We start from the raw sequence: 18,592 nt of genomic DNA, 5'->3' as shown, positions 1-18,592 counted from the left end.
GGAACCCGTGAGACCGCAAAGACAACGACAAGGAGCCGCTATGGCGGCAAGCGACATTCCGGTGACGCCCGCCCCAGGCGCCGGCACGATCCGCTACTGGGCCGCGGCCAAGGCAGCGGCCGGCACGGCCGAGGAGCCGTACCGCGCCGCCACGCTGGCCGAGGCGCTCACCGCCGCGCGCGAACGGCACGCGCGGCAGCCGGAGTTCGCGCGCGTGCTCCTGAGGTGCTCGTTCCTGGTCGACGGCAACCCCGTCGGCACGCGGGACCACGCGGGTGTGGCCCTGGCCGACGGCGGCACCGTCGAGGTCCTTCCGCCGTTCGCGGGTGGGTGACATGACCTCCTCCGACTGGGACCAGAACCCGCAGCAGAACCATCAGCAGAACCCGAACGCGTACGAGCCGTACGACCCGTACGCGGCCGGGCAGCCGCAGGCGCACCCCGGGCCGATGCCGCCCGCCGAGCCGGTGTGGCAGAACCAGGCCCCCGGCGATCAGTACGGCCGGCAGAGCCAGCCGCAGGGCCAGCCGCAGGGCCAGCAGCAGAGCCAACCGCAGAGCCAGCAGCAGGGGCAGCAGTACGGCGACGGTTACGCGACGCCCGGCTACGACGCTCCCGCGCAGCAGCCGTACGGCGACCAGCAGCACGACCAGAACAGCGCCCCGCAGGCTCAGTACGACCAGTACGGGCAGTACCCGCCCTACGACCCGGCGGCGGAGGGCGACCACACCGCCGTACTGCCGGCCATCGACGACTTCCCGTCCCAGCCCGCGCAGACCGTCCCGGAACCGGCGTCCGCGGAGCCGCGGGCCGGTGGCAGGCGTGCCGCCCGTGGCCGGGCCGCGGCGCCCGCCGCCGGGCAGCGCACCGGTTCGCCGATCATCGCGCCCGGGATGCAGCCGGCCGCGCTGACCGCCGTTCTCGCCCTGCTGATCGCGGGCGGGGCCGTCGTCGGCCGTCCGGGGCTCGCGCTCGTGGTGGCGGTTCTGCAGGCCGTCACCGCCGCCGGCTGGTTCCGGCTGAACGGCATGTGGCCGGCCCGGCAGGGCATCGTGCTGGCCTTCCTGGCGGGCGTCACGGCGGACGTCGCGCTGCTCGCGACGGACGGCGACAACGTGCCGGCCGTGGTCGTCGGCACGCTGGGGACCTGGCTGCTGCTGGTCCTCGTGCTGCAGATGCGCCACCGGGGGACGACGGACGAGCGGCTGTCCTCGCTGACGGCCACTTCGGCGTCGACGCTGATGACCGTCCTGGCCACCGGCTTCCTCGCGGTCGCCTGGACACCCGGCGGCAGCGATCCGGTGGTGGTCGGCGCGGTGGCGGTCGCCGTCGCGACGCTCGCCCGTGCTCTGCCGCTGCCCGGCGCCGCCTCCGTCGTGGTGGCCGTGCTCGCCGCCGCGGGCAGCGGCATCGTCACCGGCCGGCTGACCGACCTCGGCACTCAGGGCGCGCTGCTGGGCCTGGCCGCCGGTGCCTGCGCCGTCATCGGGCTGCGGGTCGCCAGCTACGACTTCCCGTCGCGCTTCGTCCACTTCACCGCGGGCGTCGCACTCCCCCTGACGGCCGCGGCTCCGGTCGTGTACGTACTGGGCCGGGTCCTCACCGGCTGACGGAAGGCCGAACGCCCCGGCGCCGGAACCCCGTTGCCCCGAGTGGGCCGCTGTCACAACCTCACGACAAACGACAGCGGTCCACCCGGGTGCCGGGGGAAGGCGGGTTAGGGTCGGTCGATCACGCCTGAACCCGGGGAGCGCCATGCGAGCCGCACGAATACTGCTGATCGTCCTCGTCGTTCTCGGCGGGCTGTTCGTCGCGGCCGACCGCATCGCCGTCTCGGTGGCCCAGGACAAGGCGGCCGAGCGCGCCCAGCTGACCCAGGGCCTGAGCTCGAAGCCCGACATCTCGATCAAGGGTTTCCCGTTCCTCACGCAGGTCGCCTCGGACAAGCTCGATGACGTCAAGATCACCGCGCACGACATCCAGGCGGGCACCGGCGCCGAGCGGCTGCGGATCGACAGCTTCACCGCCGACCTGCGCGGCGTGAACCTCTCCGGCGACTACCAGCGGGCGGTCGCCGACACGGCGGACGGCTCGGCGTTCATCACCTACGCGGACCTGTCGGCCGCCGCGCCTCCCGGAGTGACGGTGGCGTACGGGGGCGAGAGCAAGGACGGCAAGGGCCGGGTGAAGGTGACCGGCAGCGTCTCCGGGGTGCCGGTGCTCGGGACGGTCAAGCGCAGCGTCACCAGCGTGATCAGCGTCGAGCACGGCGACACGGTGCGACTGCACGCCGATGTGATCCCTGGTGTCGGCTCCATCCCCGGCCTCGACAAGCTGATCCGCGAGAAGATCGACTTCACCCGGAGCCTGGTGGGACTGCCCACGGGCATCAAGGTCCAGTCGGTCGTGACGACCCCGAGCGGCATATCGGTGGCCGCGTCCGGGACGAACGTCGTTCTCGCGGGCTGAGACGGCGGCGTCCGCACCTCAGTCGGAATCGGCGGGAGAACCGCTCCCGGGCCCGCCGCGTAAGGGCCGACCCTTCCCACGTCCCAATATCCGGACAATCTTGTCTCGGTATATGACACGCTGGTGACACTTTCGGGGAGGTTTCCCTACGATCGGGGTCATGAAGCGACAGGCGGATCTTACGAAGCGGCGGGCAGTCGACCTGTGCCGCGTCGCCGCCAGTCTCTGTCGCATGCCCTAGGGGCGGCAGCCTTCTACGTACCGGACCAGGCCCGACGGCCGTTCGTGTGCGCCTGCCTCCCCGGCGTTTCTCTCACATTCTGCGCAATGTCGCGCCCCCGTTCTGGCGCATCCGTACTGCCCCGGAGGAGAACAAAATGAGCCGCAGTGACGTCCTCGTGGACGCCGATTGGGTCCAGAGCCACATCGACGACCCCAAGGTGGTGATCGTCGAGGTAGACGAGGACACCTCGGCCTACGAGAAGAACCACATCCGTAACGCCGTGCGCATCGACTGGAAGTCCGACCTGCAGGACCCGGTCCGCCGCGACTTCGTCGACCAGGCCGGCTTCGAGGCCCTGCTGTCGGCCAAGGGCATCGGCAACGACGACACCGTGGTCCTCTACGGCGGCAACAACAACTGGTTCGCCTCGTACGCGTACTGGTACTTCAAGCTCTACGGCCACGACAGCGTCAAGCTGCTCGACGGCGGCCGCAAGAAGTGGGAGCTCGACTCCCGCGACCTGGTCGTCGAGGTCCCCGAGCGGGCCGCGACCACCTACAAGGCCAAGGAGCAGGACACCTCGATCCGCGCGTACCGTGACGACGCCGTCGCCGCGATCAACACGCTGAACCTGGTCGACGTCCGCTCGCCCGACGAGTTCTCGGGCAAGCTGCTCGCCCCGGCCCACCTCCCGCAGGAGCAGTCGCAGCGCCCGGGCCACATCCCGAGCGCCCGCAACATCCCGTGGTCGAAGAACGCCAACGACGACGGCACGTTCAAGTCCGACGAAGAGCTGACCAAGCTCTACCAGGACGAGAACGTCGACCTGGCGAAGGACACCATCGCGTACTGCCGCATCGGTGAGCGCTCCGCGCTCACCTGGTTCGTGCTGCACGAGCTGCTCGACCAGCCGAACGTCAAGAACTACGACGGCTCGTGGACCGAGTACGGCTCCCTCGTCGGCGTCCCGATCGAGCTCGGCGCCAACGCCTGAGTCCGGTTCCAGACCCGTTCAAGACCACCCCTCAAAGGATCAGACATGTGTGGAGCAAAGGCCGGCGGCCCGGACTTGGCAGGAGTTGACGTGGCGAGCGAGACGATCATTCAGGGTTCGGTAACCCGTGACGGCGAGCCGATCAGCGGCTACGTCCGGCTGCTCGACGGCGGCGGCGAGTTCACCGCGGAGGTCCCGACCTCGGCGACCGGACAGTTCCGCTTCTTCGCCGCCCCCGGCACCTGGACGCTGCGCGCGCTCGTCCCGGGCGCCACGGTGGACCGTACGGTCGTGGCCCAGCAGGGCGCGGCGGCCGATGTGGCCATCGCGGTCTGAGGCGCTGAGTCACTGAAGCACTGAGTCACCGCCGTCGAGCCGTTCCTCGACGGCGGTGACTCAAGCACTGAACGGCCGAAGGGCCGCACCCCTGGGTTGGAACTTTATGGGGTGCGGCCCTTCGTGCTGCCTGTTTGCGCTGCTCGGACGTACCGTGGAGCTATGTACGCGCGCCGGCGTCGCCACTGGTATTTCGCCATGATGGGCAGCTGCATCCTGCTGTTCGTCCTGGCGTGGGCCGTGGTGCGCCTGTGGTCGGTGCCGGCCGCCGTCGCGATGTGCGTGGTCGCGATGGTGATCCCGCCGTTCGCCGCCATCGTCGGGAACCGCCGCGAGCCCGGCGACTTCTGGGACGACCCCGCCGACAGCTGGCTGGAGGACGAACCGGCGGACGACTCCTGGATCCGGGACGAGGAGGCGGCGCGGGCGAAGGCGGCCGGAAAGCGACCGGACGACGGGGACTTCGACGACAGGGCCCGGTAGACGATCCGGCCTAGTAGACGAGGGCCTGGACGCCGTCGGCCATGACTTCCTGCACGAAGACCTGCGCACCCGCGATCCGTACGCCCTCGATGACGTCCTTCTCCCCGATGTCCCGGCGGGCCGCGCACTGCGTGCACAGCGTGATGCCGCCGCCGGCGAGGATCCCGTCGATCAGGTCCGGCAGTGGTGCGGCGTGCGGGAGTTCGAACTCCGCGGCGCGGCCCGGGAGCGCGAACCACGCGGACTCACCGGTGAGCCACAGCGAGACCTCCACGCCGCTGGCCACCGCGACCGCCGCCACCGTGAACGCCTGCGAGCAGCGCTCGGGCGCGTCCGCGCCCGCTGTCACCTTGATCACGAGCTTCTTCGCCATGGGCTCAGGCTAGCGGCTCTCCCACCAGCACCGTTGGCCCCACCTGTGTCCCATGTCACGGCAAAAGGATTGGGGGGCCGACGTGTCGGCTGGACATAATGCGATTCCACTCACACTGCGACACGCGTGCGAGTGCGAGTGCGAGTGCTGAGTTTGTGCCCGGGGGGGCTTCCTGTGGAACCTGTACGCCGTCGAGGCGCTGTCATCGCGGTGTCCGCCGGGATCGGAATGCTCGCGCTGGCCGGCGTGACCGCCGGAGTCGTGGTGGCGCTGGGCTCCTCGTCCGGCCATGCCGACGAGGCCGCTCCGTCGTCCCCGGCGCCCACCGTTTCGGTGACGGGCTCCCCGAGCGTCGATCCGTCCGCGTCGGCCACGCCCCTCCCCTCCGGCACGTCCACCGTCAAGGGCCAGGTCAGCCAGGGCACGCACACCGGTGACCTGCGCTTCTTCCTGCTGGCGCCGCCGAAGGACGCCGAGGTCTACGGCGACGAGGCGGGCAGCTCGCTCTCCGCGGCCGACCTCGCGAGCGGTACGAAGGACGAAGCCGCCATGAAGAGCGCGCTGGACCGCTACGGCTTCAGGTCCGGCGCCTACCGCACGTACCTGACCGCGGGCGGCGGCGCCGAGGTGACCGTCAAGCTCAGCCGCTTCGCGGACGCCGCTTCGGCCGCCGCGTACTACGAAGCCCACTCCTACGAGGGCGACAAGCTCACCCTGACCGGCGGCTACCCGGCTCGCGCCTACCACCTGAAGTCCGGCTCCGAGGAGAGCACGGACTCCCTGCTGGCCATCTCGTACCAGGGCGATGTGCACATCACCATCACCGTGACCGGCGGCAAGACCGCGGACCCGAAGCTGCTCCAGAACCTGCTGGACGCGGAGTACCAGCGCCTCAAGACCGGCCGCTGAGCCCGTCCTTCTTCCTTTCTTCCCTTTCTCGCACCACCCATGTGGAGATCCCCATGTCCGAGGACACCCCTGCGCCCGCGCCTGAGCCACCGCCCGAACCGCACGCGGAGGCCGAGCCCGAGCCGCAGTCCGAGCCACAGCCGGAGCGCAAGCCGCGTCGCCGTGGCCGCACCACGCTGCTGATCGCCGTCGCGGCCGTCCTCGGCGTCCTCGCGGGCGCAGGCACCGGCTACAAGATCCAGCAGGACCGCCCGGAGACCCCGCTCCCGCCGCTCGCCCAGCCCAAACTCGTCCAGCCGGCAGGCGCCGCGGCCCCGGCCGCGCCGCTCACGGCTGCCGAGGACCACCTGGTGAAGACGGACGGTGACCTGCGGAAGCTGCTCCTGGAGCGGCCGAAGGGTGCGGTGGACCCGGGATTCCCGGTATCCGACGATCGATGGCTGCTGCTCGCGGACTACGCGGACCGTTTCGACGATCCGAGCCGCATGTTCCGTGATCTGAGCACCCATGCTTTCCGGCGGGCCGCGGTCACGGCGTGGGGTGGTGACCACCACACCTCCTTCGAGATCCAGCTGGTCCAGTTCCGCGACGAGAGAACGACGTTCGCCGTCGAGCTGCTGCAGGGCCAGCAGGGATACATGAAGGAGGACAAGTACGCGGGCAACGAGGGCACGGCGATCCCCGGCGACGTCGACGGCCGGGTCTGGGTCTTCTCCAAGCCGGTGACGAAGGAGGGTTACGAGCCGCGGTACAGAGCGCGGGGCCTCGCCCGGCGCGGCGACATCTTCATGCAGGTCTGGATCCATTCGTCGGATCCGATCAGCACCGCGACCGTCCTGGACGTTTCCAAGCGGCAGTTGGAGCGACTGTGAACGACGAGGAGAAGTCCATGGTCCCTCCGCAGGAAGCGGAACCCGGGCCGCACGCCGAGGAAACGCTGGTCGCGGACCCCGCGTCCGAGACCGAGGCCGGCCCGGCGCCCAGGAAGCGCCGCGCTCTGGCGCTCGGTATCGCGGCCGCCCTCATCGCGGTGGCGGCCGGTGGCGGTATCGGCTACGCGGTTCTCCGGCACGACGACGCGGCGGACCACAAGACCGCTGCCGCTCCCTGGAAGGCCCCGGCCCCGGCCAGGACCGGTGAGTTCGGCGCGAAGTCCGGCGGCGGCCACTACGGCCGGCTCGGCAAGCTGCTGCTCCCCGTGCCCGAGACCTACGAACCGGGCCCGGACGTCCGCGAGTTCGGCAACGACGTCGAACTGGACGGCAAGCAGGCCGTGGCGATGATGAAGTCCAGCGTCCGCGAGATGTCCAAGAAGAACCGCGGCGCGGTCGAGAAGTCCATCGACGACCTGCACCTCCAGGGTGCGGGAATGCGGACGTACAGCGCCGAGGGCGGTGACTACGTCATCGAGATCCAGATCGTCCAGGTGACGAACAAGCAGGCGGCGGCCGAGCACAACGAGTTCTTCAACGAGTTCACCAAGGCCATCGGGGTGTTCCGCAACGGCCCGAGGATCACGGGTCACGACAAGGCGCGCTGTGTGCTGCCGCCGACCGAACCCGGCGAGAAGCTCGATGCGATGGTCTGCCAGGCCACCGAGGGCGATCTGCTGGTGACGATGACCGTGACCGGCACCGTTCCGCTGCACAAGACCGAAGCGGCGGATCTGCTCAAGGAGCAGCTCGACCGCATCCAGGACCCGGGGGTGTCGGCATGACCGACCAGTCGATCGCGCCGCAGCCGGACCCGTGGGCCGCCCCCGTGCCGCCCGTCGAACCGAAGAAGCCGCGCCGTGTGCTCCGTGCGGTGCTGCGCTGGACGTCGGCGCTGCTGGTCTTCGGAGCGCTCGGTGGCGGCGTCGCGTACGGAGTCGCCCAGCCCGAGCGCACCAGGATCCCGGGACTGGAGACGCCTGACGACGGCCGCTGGACGTACCAGCCGCTCGCGCTGCCGAAGCTGCCGGCGGGCAGGCCGGTCGCCCTGAGCGACACGCTCAACCCCGGTGGCCGCCATTACGCGGACCTGCGGTCGCTCCTGCTGCCCGCCCCGGAGGGGGCCAAGCCCGATCCGGCGTTCCCGGGCGCGAAGGGTTGGCTGCCCACCGCCACGTATCTGAAGGCGTTCGACAAGGACGATCAGGTGCCGCAGGGCCGATTCCTCACCCAGGAGGGACTGCGCCACATCGGGGCCCGCGCCTGGACCACGCCGGACGGCACGCGCGCCGAGATCTACCTGCTCCAGTTCTCCAGTGCGCCGTACGCCGAGTGCTACCGCCTGGAGGTGGACACCAGCCACATGGCGCTGGCGCCCAACATGCGGACCGACCTGGATTCCGCGCTGGTCGAACGTGACGGTGGACCGGAGCTGTACGCGTTCGAGGGGAAGGGGCCGTCGGAAGGGCTCCAGGTGCGCTACGCGTACATCTCCGCGGGCGACACCATCGGCCTCGTCGTCCTGTCCCACAAGGGCACGGTGCCCGTGGTGCCGTTCCGGCAGACGATCACGCTCCAGGCCCAGCTCCTCGGCTGAAGCGGCTGAAGCCGCTCCCGTACCGGCCCACGGAGCGGCCATCCGGGCCCGTCCCGGCCCGCCACGGCCACGGGGACGCACCTCACAGCGCCGTCCCCGTGGCCGCCGACTAGACTCGTCCCCGGTCCATTACCGCTTGCCTGCCCGAGGAGCACACTCGTGCGTATTGAGTACATCTTCGACGCCTTGCTCGTCCTGGTCTGCCTCGGCGTCGCCGCGTTCTCCGTCTTCGCGGTGGCGAAGCTGTACCAGGGCCAGCGCTGACCTCGGCCGCACGGACAACGGAACAGGGCACCACACCATGATCGAGATCCCGTCCGACCTTCACCCGGACCTCGTCCCGCTCGTCTTCCTCCTCGGCAGGTGGGAGGGCGCGGGCGTGTACGACTTCCCCGGGGCCGAGAAGTGCAACTTCGGGCAGGAGGTGACGTTCAGCCACGACGGCCGCTCCTTCCTGGAGTACACCTCCCACACCTGGGTGCTGGACGCCGAGGGCAAGAAGCTGCGCCCGCTGGAGAGCGAGAGCGGCTTCTGGCGGATCGACAAGGACCGCAAGGTCGATGTCACCGTCACCCGTGACGAGGGCGTCATCGAGATCTGGACCGGCGAGCTGGCCGACCAGAAGCCGCAGATCGACATCGTCACGGACGCTGTCGCGCGGCTGCCCGAGGCCCCGGAGTACTCCGGCGGCAAGCGGCTCTACGGCTACGTCAACAGCGACCTGATGTGGGTCGGCGAGAAGGCCACCCCGGCCGTGACGCTGCGCCCGTACATGTCCGCGCACCTGAAGAAGGTCGTCGACCCGCGGGAGTGGGCGAAGGACCTCAAGGACCTCCCCGACGACGGGATCGCCTTCTTCAAGTAGGACCCCCGCCGAAGCCCCGCTTCGGCCCTCGCGGCAGCCGGGATCCACAGCCCTACACTGGGGGCTGTGGTGACCACCGACTGGAAGAGCGATCTGCGGCAGCGCGGCTACCGGCTGACCCCGCAGCGGCAGCTTGTCCTGGAGGCCGTGGACGCTCTGGAGCACGCGACTCCGGACGAGCTGCTCACCGAGGTGCGTAAGACCGCCTCCGGCATCAACATCTCCACCGTCTACCGGACGCTGGAGCTGCTGGAGGAGCTGGGCCTGGTCAGTCACGCCCACCTCGGACACGGCGCCCCGACGTACCACCTCGCGGACCGGCACCACCACATGCACCTGGTGTGCCGGGACTGCGGCTCCGTCACCGAGGCCGAGGTGACGCTCGCCGCGCCGCTCACCGAGGGACTGCGCGAGGCGTTCGGCTTCGAGACGGACATGAAGCACTTCGCGATCTTCGGCCGCTGCGCCGCCTGCACCGCGAAGGCTTCCGCCGCCGAGTCGTAGGCTTATCGCCATGACCGTCATGTCGAAGAGTCCTTTGCTGTCGCTTCCCGGTGCCGTCCCCGCAGAGGGGCCGGACGAGGGTGTCGCCGGGCACTACGGCGACCTGTTCCGCGAACAGCGGGCGCTCGCCGACGGGACGGGCTTCGTGGACCTGTCGCACCGCGGTGTCCTCACCGTCAGTGGCGAGGACCGTCTCGCCTGGCTGCACCTGCTGATCACCCAGCACGTCGAGCAGCTTCCCGCCCACCACGCCACCGAGGCGCTGGTCCTCACCGCGCACGGGCACATCGAGCACGCGCTCTACCTCGTGGACGACGGCACGACGACCTGGATCCACGTGGAGCCCGGCACGCAGGGCGCCCTGCTCGCCTACCTGGAGAGCATGAAGTTCTTCTACAAGGTCGAGGCGGCCGACGCGTCGGAGCAGTACGCGGTCGTCTATCTGCCCGCGGGCGCCATCACGGCCGTCCCGGAGGGCTGGGCCGTCCGGGAGACCTCGTACGGCCGGGACGTCTTCGTGCCGCGCGCCGAGCTGGAGTCCTTCGCGGCCGGCGCGGGCCGGCCGATCGGGTCGCTGTCGCTGGAGGCGCTGCGGATCGAGGCGCACCGGCCGCGGCTGGGCCTGGAGACCGATCACCGCACCATTCCGCACGAGCTGGGCTGGCTGGAGACCGCCGTCCACCTGCAGAAGGGCTGCTACCGGGGCCAGGAGACGGTCGCCCGGGTGCACAACCTGGGCAAGCCCCCGCGCCGTCTGGTCTTCCTGCACCTGGACGGCAGCGAGGTGAAGCTCCCGCCGCACGGCTCCCCGGTCCGGATCGCCTCCGAGGGCGAGGAGAGCCGGCAGATCGGCTTCGTCACGTCCTCCGCCCGGCACTGGGAGCTGGGCCCGATCGCGCTGGCCCTGGTGAAGCGCAACACGGCGGCGGACGCGACGCTGCTGGCCGACACGACGGTCGCGTCGCAGGAGATCGTCGTAGCGCCGTAGTCCCCTGCGGTGACCGCCGCGATGACCGCCGCGGTGACCGCCGCGATGACCGCCGCGGTGACCGCCGCGATGACCGCCGCGGCGATCAGATGTCGATGACCAGGGTGAACGGGCCGTCGTTCGTCAGCGAGACCTTCATGTCCGCGCCGAACCGGCCCGTTTCCACGTCCGCGCCCAGCGCGCGCAGCTGCTTCACCACCTCGTCGACGAGCGGCTCGGCGAGGCCGCCGGGCGCGGCGGCGTTCCAGGTGGGGCGGCGCCCCTTACGGGCGTCACCGTAAAGCGTGAACTGGCTGATGACGAGCAGCGGGCCGCCGATGTCCGAGCAGGACTTCTCGTCCGGCAGGATGCGCAGGCTCCACAACTTGCGGGCCAGCTGCGCCGCCTTCTCCGGGGTGTCCTCGTGCGTCACCCCCACCAGAACGCACAATCCCGGCCCGGTGATCGACCCGACCGTCTCTCCGCCGACCACGACACTCGCTTCACTGACCCGTTGGGCAACCGCTCGCATACGGGCATTGTCCCGTGCATGTGCCAACACCACTCGCACGGGTGAGGGGGCGCACGCGACCGCAGGTCGTACGCCCGGTTGGACGCCAAGCACGCCCGCCGTCGGGGCCGTTCGGGTGCAGAGTCGCTGCGGGGTGTCCGCAGGCAGTGGGACCATCGGAACCTGGGCGGCTCCGGCCGCGACGAGGGGACGACAGGCATGACCACACCCGGCGCTGGAGAGACATCCGGTACCACCGCACCGATCGCACCGACCGCGCCCATCGAGAAGGGCCATCACATGCTGAAGGCCGACGCACTGGGGCCGCGGCCCCCGGGTCCGCGCAGCCCGCTCGCCGCGGACGTCCCGGAGCCCGAGATGGGGGCGCTGGGCCTTGGCGCCCTGCGCACCCTGCGACGCGACGCGCAGCAGGAGGAGGCGGATCTGTCGTATGTGCGCCGGCTGCTGCACGGCCGGATCGACATCCTGCGGGCGGAGCTGGGGCGCCGCACGGCGCCGGACGCTCCGCTGCTGGACCGGCTGCCGGAGATCCTGACCGACGCGCCGTCCCTGCACCGCTCCTCCGCCCGGCACGTGACGCTGGGCACGCCGCTCACCGAGCGGGTCCGGCGGCTGGCCGAGGAGATGCTCTCCGAGGTCGAACTGTCGGACCTCGACGCCCGGACGGACCAGGACCTGCACGAGGGAATGGGGCGCCTCGTCCGCCATGAGCAGCAGGTCTCCCGGCGCCGGCAGACCCTCCAGCGGACGGTCGACGGCTGCAGCGCGGAGATCACCCGCCGATACCGTGACGGGGAAGCAAGCGTGGACGACCTGCTCGCCGAGGGCTGACGGCGATGACGACCGGTCAACCGCAGCGGCAGGCCAGGACCCGGGTCAGGACCCGGGCCGGGGCGCGAACCGGGGCGCGAACCGGGGCGCGGGCTTGAGCGCGGTGGAGCGTCCCCATCCGGTGCTGGCGGAAGTCGTCCGGTCGGGCTTCGTGGAGGGGCTGCACCGCGGCTCGCTGGTCGTGCTGGACGCGGACGGCCGGGTCGGGCCGACGCTCGGCGACGTGACGTCGCCGGTCTTCCCCCGGTCGTGCAACAAGCCGATGCAGGCGGCGGCGATGCTGCGGGCCGGGGTCGGCCTGGACGGCGAACTGCTGGCGCTCGCCGCGGCCAGCCACTCGGGGGAGCCGTTCCATGTGGAGGGCGTACGGAAGATCCTGGCGGGCGCGGGCCTGACGGAGTCGGCGCTGCGCAATCCCCCGGACCTGCCGCTGGACGTCGAGGCGGCGGAACAGTGGCTGCGGGACGGCGGCGGCCGCGAGCGGATCCTCATGAACTGTTCCGGCAAGCACGCCGCGATGCTCGCCGCCTGTGTGGTCAACGGCTGGCCCCTGGAGACGTATCCGGACCCCGGCCACCCCTTGCAACGCCTGGTGCTGGACGTGTTGGGCGACCTGAGCGGCGAACCGGTCGAGCGGGTGGGCGTCGACGGCTGTGGGGCGCCGGTCGCGGCGCTGAGCCTCACCGGGCTGGCGCGGGCGTTCGCCCGCTGCGTCGGCGCACCGGAGGGCACCCCCGAGCGGAAGGTCGCCGACGCGATGCGGGCCCACCCCGAGTACGTCGCGGGCACCCGGCGGGCGGACACCTGGCTGATGCGGGAAGTCCCGGGCGTACTCGCCAAGGTGGGCGCGGAGTCGGTCCAGGCGGTGGCGCTGCCGGACGGCCGGGCGCTGGCCTTCAAGGTCGACGACGGGAGCAGACGGGCGCTCGGGCCGGTGCTGGCAAGGGCGTTGGAGCTGCTGGGAGTGGATTCGCCGGTGCTCGCCCGGATCGCCGACTCGCCGCTGCTGGGCGGCGGGGAACGGGTCGGCGAGGTGCGCGCGGTCTTCTGAGGCCCGGCGGGCCAACGACGGGACGGCCGCGTCGCGCCCGGCGGACCGGTGGTCACGTCAATCGCCCCTCCTCCGCGGAAAATCCGGATGCGCCTCACCCCGCCTCCGCATACGTTCGAGAGATGAGCCCCGACCTCCGCACCCTCGCCGCATCGGATCTGCCGGAATGGCTGCGCGCGCTGAACAACGCGTTCCTGATGCCGCCCACCGTCACCCCGGAGGAGGTCACCGCCCGCAGGCCGGGAATCGACCTGGAGCGCACCCAGGGCGTGTTCGACGAGGGCCGCTGCGTGGCCACCTTCCGCAGCATGCCGCGCGAGCTCACCGTGCCGGGCGGCGAGCTGCTCGCCGCCAGTGCCGTCACCAACGTCTCGGTCACCGCGACGCACCGCAGACGCGGCCTGCTGACCCGCATGATGTCCCGCGACCTGACGGACGCCAAGGAGCGCGGCGAGGCGGTGGCGATCCTGATCGCCGCCGAGTACCCGATCTACGGCCGCTACGGCTTCGGCCCGGCGACGTGGATCAACGAGTGGGACGTCGACGTCCCCCGGTCCGGTCTCGACCGCCGCTGGGCGGGGCCCGCCGAGGGCAGGGTCGACCTGATGACGCCCGCCGAGATCCGCAAGATCGGCCCCGAACTCCATGAGCGGGTCCGGCGGCTGACGCCCGGGGCGATCGACCGCACCGACCGGTGGTGGGACATGGACACCGGCCTGCTGACGTTCCCGTCCAGCCCCTGGAAGGAACCCTTCTACGCGGTGTACCGGGACGCCTCCGGCCAGGTCGACGGCCTGGCCACCTACTCGATCACGGACCACCGGTGGTCGAACAAGTTCCCCAGGGTGACGCTGGAGACGGGCAAGCTGATCGCGGCCTCCCCGGCCGCCGAGCTCGCGCTGTGGCGCTATCTGTTCTCCGTCGACTGGGTCACCGAGCTGAAGTCCGGCTATCGCGCCCCCGACGACATCATGCCCCTGCTGCTCGGCGACCCGCGCTCCGCCAAGGTCGAGACGAACGCCGACTTCATGTGGCTCCGGGTCCTCGACACCCCGCGCGCCCTGGAGGCCCGCACCTACACCGGCGCCGGTTCCCTCGTCCTGGACCTGCACGACGCCGCGGACCTGGCCGGCGGCCGCTTCCGCCTGGAGACGGACGCCGACGGCAGGGCCACCTGCACCCCGACCCGTGACGACGCCGATCTCTTCTTCGACATCGCCGAGCTGGGAACGCTGTACCTGGGCGACGAGTCCGTCCTGCGGCTGACCGCCCTGGGCCGCGTCACCGAGGAACGCCCCGGTGCGGCAACCCGCGCGGACACCCTCTTCCGCACCCCCCGCCGCCCCTGGACCCCGGACGGCTTCTGACCGCCGGGCCCCACGGGGGCGGCCTACTGCGCCATCAGGATCGCGATCCCGGTGAGCGCGATGCAGGTGTAGGTGGTGCCCCGGTCCTTGCGGTCAAGGGCGATCAGTCCGAAGACGACAGCCCAGGCGGCGCCGTACCTCCACTGGACGAACTGCTCGCATGCGAATCCGAGAACGGGCATGGGGTCCCCTTCTGCACGCCGCTCGAAGGCGGTGGTGGCGGCGGGCGGTTACCCGGCCTGCTGCGAATGTAGGTTCGGCAACTGCGGCGCACTATTGGTCCGCGGTGCCCGACTCGCATCATCTTGAGAGTGCTGACCTGGCCATATCGCCGACATGGTGGAGGAACCCCATCGTCCGCCCGCCGCTGCCGACCCGGCGGGTGGCCAGGGTCGGTCAACTCCCGACTGTTGACGGAGTTGACTCGCCCAGTTCAGTCAACTCCCTTGAGTTGAAGGATGCTTGTAGCCTCCTTGTGTGACTCCTCAGCGTCCGGAGGGAAACGGGGCGGTGCCACCGTTTCGTCGCATCGCGGATGAACTACGTGCCGAGATGGACAGCGGTGTGCTGGCCGCAGGCGATCAGATCCCGACCCAGGAGGCCCTGAGCAGGCGGTTCAAGGTGTCCCGGGCCACCGTTCAGCGGGCCCTGGACGAGCTCCGCAAGGGCGACTACATCGACTCCCAGCGCGGCAGGGGGTCGTACGTCCTGCGCGGTGGGACCTCGTCCCGGCCGGACCCCGAGGGGCGGTCGCATTCGGGGCCCGGACCGGCGGGCGTCGAGCTGGCCGAGCATCTCGAAGCCGCGTTCCGCGAGCCCCGGGTCACCCTGGACTCCTTCTCGCTCACCGCGGAGACGCTGAATTCGGCGTTGCAGGGCCCGCTCCGGAGCATCCAGGCAGGTGAGATCGACCCTCCGCAGTCCGTGGCGGTGCGGTTGCTGCTGCCGGAGCCCGGCGCCCAGCTGGCCGTTCCGCGGCTCGTCGGCGACGCGGGGGACGGGCGCCCGATGGAGCGGCTGCGGCGACTGGCGCAGAGCCACGCAACCGGCCTGCAGAGCTCCCTCAGCCGGCTGAAGGACCTGGGCCTGGTGACCGAGGCGTCCGTCGAGATCAGATCCGTGAAGGTCAGCCCGGTGAACAAGCTCTATCTGATCAATGGGACCGAAGCGCTCTTCGGCTACTACAAGGTCGTCGAACGCACGGTGTCCTACCGCGGGGAGGACATGGAGATCTACGACTTCCTGGGACTCGGGGCCACCCTCTTCCACTACTCCGCGGCCGGGGCGGGCCCAGACCCGTACAGCGCCGAATACGTGCGGCGGTCGCAGGATTGGTTCGATTCCATCTGGTCAACCATCGCCGAGCCGTTGAGACTCTTCGAGTGACCCGTCGTCCCCTCCCCTCGGACCGTCCGTGCGATCCGCGTTCCCCACGCGAGATCATCACCGCCGCCGAGTGTGTGCTGTTCGACTTCGACGGTCCCATCGCCAGTCTCTTCAGCCACCACCGGGCACATGAGGTCGCCCGCGTCCTCCTGAGGCGGATCGCCGGCTGGGGGCTGGCGCCGGCGCTCAGCGATCCTGACGATCCGATCCAGATCATCCGGGACACCGCGATCGCACTCGCCGGTTCGTCCGCGCATCACCGGATCGCCGAACTGGAAGAGCTGCTCTGCGCACAGGAGATCCGTGCCGCACGCTCCGCCGTACCGACGGATCACGCATACGAGCTGGTCGAGTGGCTGATGAAGCGAGGTACGAAGCTCGCCGTCAGCACCAACAACTCGGCCGCCGCGGTGAACACGTACCTCGAGCGCACGGGGCTGGCACCGTTCTTCGGCCCGCACGTCCACGGGCGGCTCGCCGATCCGACACTCATGAAGCCGGACCCTGCCTGTCTGACGGCCGGGCTGCGCAGCACGGGCGTCGCCGCCGTGGACAGCCTGATGATCGGCGACTCGGAGAGCGACGTCGCCGCCGCAAGGGCCGCCGGCGTGGCCTTCCTCGGTTACGCGAGGAACGACGCGAAGGACCGGCGCCTGCGACAGGCGGGGGCCCAGCACGTCGTTCGTTCTTTCGACCGCCTCATCGGCGACGGCGGCTGAGTTCCGGCCGCGTCCCCCGGTGTGTGCGGCGCGGGCCGGCCTACTGCGCCATCAGGATGGCGATCCCGGTGAGCGCGATGCAGGTGTAGGTGGTGCCCCGGTCCTTGCGGTCGAGGGCGATCAGTCCGAAGACGATGGCCCAGGCAGCGCCGTACTTGAATTGGACGAACTGCTCAAGAGCGAATCCGAGAACGGGCACAACAGATCCCTCCTTCGTGACGCTGAGCGGTGACAGAAGGTGGGAGGTGGCGATATGTCCCGTACGCCGTTGGACGGGCTGTGCTGCAACCCCCGTAAGGTGAATCACTCAACTAGCCTATGAATGCGGCTAATTGAGCGACGTGCCTCAATCATGGTCTGCCCAGTTGCATGAGATCGATAAACTTGTGTCAACTAACTCGCCCAAGGTGAATGGGGGTTGTACGGTTTCTTTGTGAGCCAAGGGAGTTCCGGGACCAACGGCACAAAGCCTCCGTATCTGCACATCGCCGATGTGCTCCGGACGGAGATCCTCGATGGCCGGTACGAAGTGGGCCAGCAGATTCCCACTCAGGACGCGCTCGCGGAACTGCACGGCGTGTCGCGTCCGACCATCCAGCGCGCCCTGCACAAGCTCCGTGACGACGGATACATCGGCAGCCGGCGCGGCCGCGCGGCGGAGGTGCTCGACCGGCGCCCGGGAGCCGGGGAGAGCGCGTCGATCATCGAGACCGACGGCGAGGAGCCGAACCTCAGGGCCCATATCGCCGCCGCCTTCGAATGCCCGCATGTGTCCATCGACGTCTTCTCGCTCACCACGCAGACCCTGTACGAAGCGCTGACGGGCCCGGTGTCGCGGATCAAGGAGGGCACGCTGTCGCCCGAGTCGATCCGGGTCCGGCTGCTGTTGCCGAGCCCGGACGTACGGCTGGCGGTCCCGATAGCGGTGGCGGACCCGACCGACGCCCGGCCGCTGCGCAGGCTGCGGGGCCTGGCCAGCGCGCACGCGACGGCTCTGCGCAGCACGTTCGTCGACCTGGCGGAGCGCAGGGTGGTCCCCGAACTGTCGGTGATCCTGAGGTCGGTGCGGATCACGCCGATGGAGAAGCTCTATGTGATCAACAACACCACGGTGCTGCGGGGTTACTACAAAGTCCTGAACCGGAGGGTGAGCTACCACGACGAGGACATCGAGATCTACGACGTCAAGGGCACCGACGCCGTCCTCTTCCCCTTCCAGTACGACGAACGCGAACCCGGCTCACGGGACTCGCGGTACGTCCAGGAGTCCCGGTCGTGGTTCGACTCGCTCTGGTCAACGATCGCGGAGGAACTGACACTCATCGAGTGACTCCGACAGAAGCCGGTCAGCCCGGAATCAGCCGGCTGCGCTCCATCCTCACCCGCGCGGAGTGCGTCCTGTTCGACTTCGATGGACCGATCTGCGATCTCTTCGCCCGGCACCCCGCGGCGGCCATAGCCCGCCGGATGTGCGAGCTCCTGGTGGCGGGTGGCGTCTCTCCAGCCGGGCTCCACCGACCGGACGATCCTCATGGCATGTTGCGGCACTTCGCGGGGCACGAACTGGCGGCCGAGCTCGAAGGCCTGCTGTCACAGGGGGAGGAGATCGCCGCGGTGTCGGCGCGGCCCACTCCGGGCGCGGAGGACTTCGTCCGGCTGATGGCCGGCAGCCGGCTGGTCGCGGTGACGACCAACAACTCCCCGGTCGCGGTGCAGAAATACCTCGAGAGCCGTGATCTCGGCCGGTACTTCGGCGTGGACATCTTCGGTCGAACAGCTGACGCGACGCTGATGAAGCCGCATCCGGACTGCCTGCTGCGGGCAGTGGACGCGATGGGGGTGCCGGCGGAACGCTGCCTCATGCTGGGCGACTCCGCCCCGGACGCGGAGGCGGCGGCGCGGGCAGGGGTGCCGTTTCTCGGGTATGCGGAGAACGACGGGCAGGATCGGGTCGCGCGGCTGATCGAGGCCGGGGCCGAGTGGGTCGTGGTCGGTATGTCGCCCTTGCTGGCGGCGGTCGGAGGTGGGCTGGGTCCTCCTAGGGAGTGAAATGT

Annotated in this window: 25 protein-coding genes; 21 read left to right on the top strand and 4 right to left on the bottom strand. The window is 70.3% G+C overall.

The window, feature by feature from the left end; translation table 11 throughout:
* Positions 1-40 precede the first annotated feature (40 nt).
* From G3I60_RS21765 to G3I60_RS21740, 7 genes are all read left to right on the top strand, one after another.
* Positions 41-334 (top strand): MoaD/ThiS family protein, encoded by a 294-nt coding sequence (locus tag G3I60_RS21765; RefSeq protein ID WP_138354050.1) that lies wholly within the window; start codon positions 41-43, stop codon positions 332-334.
* A 1-nt stretch (position 335) separates the two neighbouring features.
* Complete coding sequence (locus G3I60_RS21760; protein WP_164295069.1) at positions 336-1,610, top strand: hypothetical protein; 1,275 nt, start codon at positions 336-338, stop codon at positions 1,608-1,610.
* Positions 1,611-1,755: 145 nt separating this feature from the next.
* Positions 1,756-2,469 (top strand): DUF2993 domain-containing protein, encoded by a 714-nt coding sequence (locus G3I60_RS21755; RefSeq protein WP_164295068.1) that lies wholly within the window; start codon positions 1,756-1,758, stop codon positions 2,467-2,469.
* A gap of 160 nt (positions 2,470-2,629) precedes the next feature.
* The gene (locus tag G3I60_RS47100) at positions 2,630-2,710 is read left to right on the top strand and encodes an Ms5788A family Cys-rich leader peptide (RefSeq protein WP_358789501.1); all 81 of its coding nucleotides are present in this window, start codon (positions 2,630-2,632) and stop codon (positions 2,708-2,710) included.
* Between the two features lie 136 nt (positions 2,711-2,846).
* Positions 2,847-3,686 (top strand): sulfurtransferase, encoded by an 840-nt coding sequence (locus G3I60_RS21750; protein WP_138354053.1) that lies wholly within the window; start codon positions 2,847-2,849, stop codon positions 3,684-3,686.
* A gap of 45 nt (positions 3,687-3,731) precedes the next feature.
* Complete coding sequence (locus G3I60_RS21745) at positions 3,732-4,022, top strand: DUF1416 domain-containing protein (protein ID WP_138354054.1); 291 nt, start codon at positions 3,732-3,734, stop codon at positions 4,020-4,022.
* A gap of 162 nt (positions 4,023-4,184) precedes the next feature.
* Positions 4,185-4,505, top strand: coding sequence for a DUF3099 domain-containing protein (locus tag G3I60_RS21740; RefSeq protein WP_164295067.1), 321 nt, complete (start codon positions 4,185-4,187; stop codon positions 4,503-4,505).
* A gap of 10 nt (positions 4,506-4,515) precedes the next feature.
* On the opposite strand, the gene G3I60_RS21735 is transcribed toward G3I60_RS21740, so the two are convergent.
* Positions 4,516-4,878, bottom strand: coding sequence for a DsrE family protein (locus G3I60_RS21735; RefSeq protein ID WP_138354056.1), 363 nt, complete (start codon positions 4,876-4,878; stop codon positions 4,516-4,518).
* Between the two features lie 210 nt (positions 4,879-5,088).
* Between G3I60_RS21735 and G3I60_RS21730 the strand changes: the two genes are divergently transcribed.
* The 7 genes from G3I60_RS21730 to G3I60_RS21700 all read left to right on the top strand — a co-directional run bounded on the left by G3I60_RS21730 (position 5,089) and on the right by G3I60_RS21700 (position 10,673).
* Complete coding sequence (locus G3I60_RS21730; protein WP_164295066.1) at positions 5,089-5,787, top strand: hypothetical protein; 699 nt, start codon at positions 5,089-5,091, stop codon at positions 5,785-5,787.
* Positions 5,788-5,840: 53 nt separating this feature from the next.
* Positions 5,841-6,659, top strand: coding sequence for a hypothetical protein (locus G3I60_RS21725; protein ID WP_164295065.1), 819 nt, complete (start codon positions 5,841-5,843; stop codon positions 6,657-6,659).
* A gap of 17 nt (positions 6,660-6,676) precedes the next feature.
* Complete coding sequence (locus G3I60_RS21720) at positions 6,677-7,504, top strand: hypothetical protein (protein ID WP_164295064.1); 828 nt, start codon at positions 6,677-6,679, stop codon at positions 7,502-7,504.
* The gene (locus tag G3I60_RS21715; protein ID WP_164295063.1) at positions 7,501-8,316 is read left to right on the top strand and encodes a hypothetical protein; all 816 of its coding nucleotides are present in this window, start codon (positions 7,501-7,503) and stop codon (positions 8,314-8,316) included. Before G3I60_RS21720 ends, G3I60_RS21715 begins: the two co-directional genes overlap by 4 nt.
* A 301-nt stretch (positions 8,317-8,617) precedes the next feature.
* Complete coding sequence (locus G3I60_RS21710) at positions 8,618-9,181, top strand: FABP family protein (RefSeq protein WP_138354058.1); 564 nt, start codon at positions 8,618-8,620, stop codon at positions 9,179-9,181.
* A 66-nt stretch (positions 9,182-9,247) separates the two neighbouring features.
* Positions 9,248-9,685 (top strand): Fur family transcriptional regulator, encoded by a 438-nt coding sequence (locus tag G3I60_RS21705; RefSeq protein WP_138354059.1) that lies wholly within the window; start codon positions 9,248-9,250, stop codon positions 9,683-9,685.
* Between the two features lie 19 nt (positions 9,686-9,704).
* A complete protein-coding gene (locus G3I60_RS21700; protein WP_138354145.1) occupies positions 9,705-10,673 on the top strand; it encodes a folate-binding protein YgfZ in 969 nt (322 codons plus the stop codon).
* Positions 10,674-10,758: 85 nt separating this feature from the next.
* Here G3I60_RS21700 and dtd read toward each other — a convergent pair whose 3' ends face one another.
* A complete protein-coding gene (gene dtd / locus G3I60_RS21695) occupies positions 10,759-11,184 on the bottom strand; it encodes a D-aminoacyl-tRNA deacylase (RefSeq protein WP_164607639.1) in 426 nt (141 codons plus the stop codon).
* A 279-nt stretch (positions 11,185-11,463) separates the two neighbouring features.
* On the opposite strand from dtd, the gene G3I60_RS21690 reads away from it, so the two are divergent.
* The 3 genes from G3I60_RS21690 (at position 11,464) to G3I60_RS21680 (ending at position 14,433) form a co-directional block, all read left to right on the top strand.
* The gene (locus tag G3I60_RS21690) at positions 11,464-12,015 is read left to right on the top strand and encodes an ABC transporter substrate-binding protein (RefSeq protein ID WP_138354146.1); all 552 of its coding nucleotides are present in this window, start codon (positions 11,464-11,466) and stop codon (positions 12,013-12,015) included.
* Between the two features lie 94 nt (positions 12,016-12,109).
* Complete coding sequence (locus G3I60_RS21685) at positions 12,110-13,066, top strand: asparaginase (RefSeq protein ID WP_187145376.1); 957 nt, start codon at positions 12,110-12,112, stop codon at positions 13,064-13,066.
* Positions 13,067-13,188: 122 nt separating this feature from the next.
* A complete protein-coding gene (locus G3I60_RS21680; protein ID WP_164295060.1) occupies positions 13,189-14,433 on the top strand; it encodes a GNAT family N-acetyltransferase in 1,245 nt (414 codons plus the stop codon).
* A gap of 23 nt (positions 14,434-14,456) precedes the next feature.
* Here the strand turns inward: G3I60_RS21680 and G3I60_RS44640 are convergent, their stop codons facing one another.
* Positions 14,457-14,615 carry a hypothetical protein gene (locus G3I60_RS44640; protein WP_203673450.1) on the bottom strand — a complete coding sequence of 53 codons (159 nt, stop codon included), beginning with the start codon at positions 14,613-14,615 and terminating at the stop codon, positions 14,457-14,459.
* A 328-nt stretch (positions 14,616-14,943) separates the two neighbouring features.
* Between G3I60_RS44640 and G3I60_RS21675 the strand changes: the two genes are divergently transcribed.
* Both G3I60_RS21675 and G3I60_RS21670 read left to right on the top strand, forming a co-directional pair.
* Positions 14,944-15,819 carry a GntR family transcriptional regulator gene (locus G3I60_RS21675; RefSeq protein ID WP_164295059.1) on the top strand — a complete coding sequence of 292 codons (876 nt, stop codon included), beginning with the start codon at positions 14,944-14,946 and terminating at the stop codon, positions 15,817-15,819.
* Positions 15,816-16,538 carry an HAD hydrolase-like protein gene (locus G3I60_RS21670; protein WP_164295058.1) on the top strand — a complete coding sequence of 241 codons (723 nt, stop codon included), beginning with the start codon at positions 15,816-15,818 and terminating at the stop codon, positions 16,536-16,538. The genes G3I60_RS21675 and G3I60_RS21670 overlap by 4 nt, the downstream gene beginning before the upstream one ends.
* A gap of 40 nt (positions 16,539-16,578) precedes the next feature.
* On the opposite strand, the gene G3I60_RS21665 is transcribed toward G3I60_RS21670, so the two are convergent.
* Positions 16,579-16,737, bottom strand: coding sequence for a hypothetical protein (locus G3I60_RS21665; protein WP_164295057.1), 159 nt, complete (start codon positions 16,735-16,737; stop codon positions 16,579-16,581).
* A gap of 234 nt (positions 16,738-16,971) precedes the next feature.
* Between G3I60_RS21665 and G3I60_RS45600 the strand changes: the two genes are divergently transcribed.
* Both G3I60_RS45600 and G3I60_RS45595 read left to right on the top strand, forming a co-directional pair.
* Positions 16,972-17,868, top strand: coding sequence for a winged helix-turn-helix domain-containing protein (locus G3I60_RS45600; protein ID WP_164295056.1), 897 nt, complete (start codon positions 16,972-16,974; stop codon positions 17,866-17,868).
* Positions 17,865-18,587 carry an HAD-IA family hydrolase gene (locus G3I60_RS45595; RefSeq protein WP_343241251.1) on the top strand — a complete coding sequence of 241 codons (723 nt, stop codon included), beginning with the start codon at positions 17,865-17,867 and terminating at the stop codon, positions 18,585-18,587. The genes G3I60_RS45600 and G3I60_RS45595 overlap by 4 nt, the downstream gene beginning before the upstream one ends.
* Positions 18,588-18,592: the final 5 nt, after the last annotated feature.

The sequence above is a fragment of the Streptomyces sp. SID13666 genome (genome assembly GCF_010548325.1).
In the GTDB taxonomy this organism is placed as follows: domain Bacteria; phylum Actinomycetota; class Actinomycetes; order Streptomycetales; family Streptomycetaceae; genus Actinacidiphila; species Actinacidiphila fildesensis.
Note: the sequence above shows the minus strand (reverse complement) of the source record. Positions and strands in the feature narration are given on the sequence as shown.

Bases quoted from the DNA above. Each gene is read 5' to 3' on its own strand.
- G3I60_RS21720 (WP_164295064.1), top strand. From the start codon at position 6,677: ATGGTCCCTCCGCAGGAAGCGGAACCCGGGCCGCACGCCGAGGAAACG.
- G3I60_RS21690 (WP_138354146.1), top strand. From the start codon at position 11,464: ATGCTGAAGGCCGACGCACTGGGGCCGCGGCCCCCGGGTCCGCGCAGC.
- G3I60_RS21745 (WP_138354054.1), top strand. From the start codon at position 3,732: ATGTGTGGAGCAAAGGCCGGCGGCCCGGACTTGGCAGGAGTTGACGTG.
- G3I60_RS44640 (WP_203673450.1), bottom strand. From the start codon at position 14,615: ATGCCCGTTCTCGGATTCGCATGCGAGCAGTTCGTCCAGTGGAGGTAC.
- G3I60_RS21750 (WP_138354053.1), top strand. From the start codon at position 2,847: ATGAGCCGCAGTGACGTCCTCGTGGACGCCGATTGGGTCCAGAGCCAC.
- G3I60_RS21760 (WP_164295069.1), top strand. From the start codon at position 336: ATGACCTCCTCCGACTGGGACCAGAACCCGCAGCAGAACCATCAGCAG.
- G3I60_RS21700 (WP_138354145.1), top strand. From the start codon at position 9,705: ATGTCGAAGAGTCCTTTGCTGTCGCTTCCCGGTGCCGTCCCCGCAGAG.
- G3I60_RS21710 (WP_138354058.1), top strand. From the start codon at position 8,618: ATGATCGAGATCCCGTCCGACCTTCACCCGGACCTCGTCCCGCTCGTC.
- G3I60_RS21715 (WP_164295063.1), top strand. From the start codon at position 7,501: ATGACCGACCAGTCGATCGCGCCGCAGCCGGACCCGTGGGCCGCCCCC.
- G3I60_RS21740 (WP_164295067.1), top strand. From the start codon at position 4,185: ATGTACGCGCGCCGGCGTCGCCACTGGTATTTCGCCATGATGGGCAGC.
- G3I60_RS21680 (WP_164295060.1), top strand. From the start codon at position 13,189: ATGAGCCCCGACCTCCGCACCCTCGCCGCATCGGATCTGCCGGAATGG.
- G3I60_RS47100 (WP_358789501.1), top strand. From the start codon at position 2,630: ATGAAGCGACAGGCGGATCTTACGAAGCGGCGGGCAGTCGACCTGTGC.
- G3I60_RS21765 (WP_138354050.1), top strand. From the start codon at position 41: ATGGCGGCAAGCGACATTCCGGTGACGCCCGCCCCAGGCGCCGGCACG.
- G3I60_RS21725 (WP_164295065.1), top strand. From the start codon at position 5,841: ATGTCCGAGGACACCCCTGCGCCCGCGCCTGAGCCACCGCCCGAACCG.
- dtd (WP_164607639.1), bottom strand. From the start codon at position 11,184: ATGCGAGCGGTTGCCCAACGGGTCAGTGAAGCGAGTGTCGTGGTCGGC.
- G3I60_RS21755 (WP_164295068.1), top strand. From the start codon at position 1,756: ATGCGAGCCGCACGAATACTGCTGATCGTCCTCGTCGTTCTCGGCGGG.
- G3I60_RS21735 (WP_138354056.1), bottom strand. From the start codon at position 4,878: ATGGCGAAGAAGCTCGTGATCAAGGTGACAGCGGGCGCGGACGCGCCC.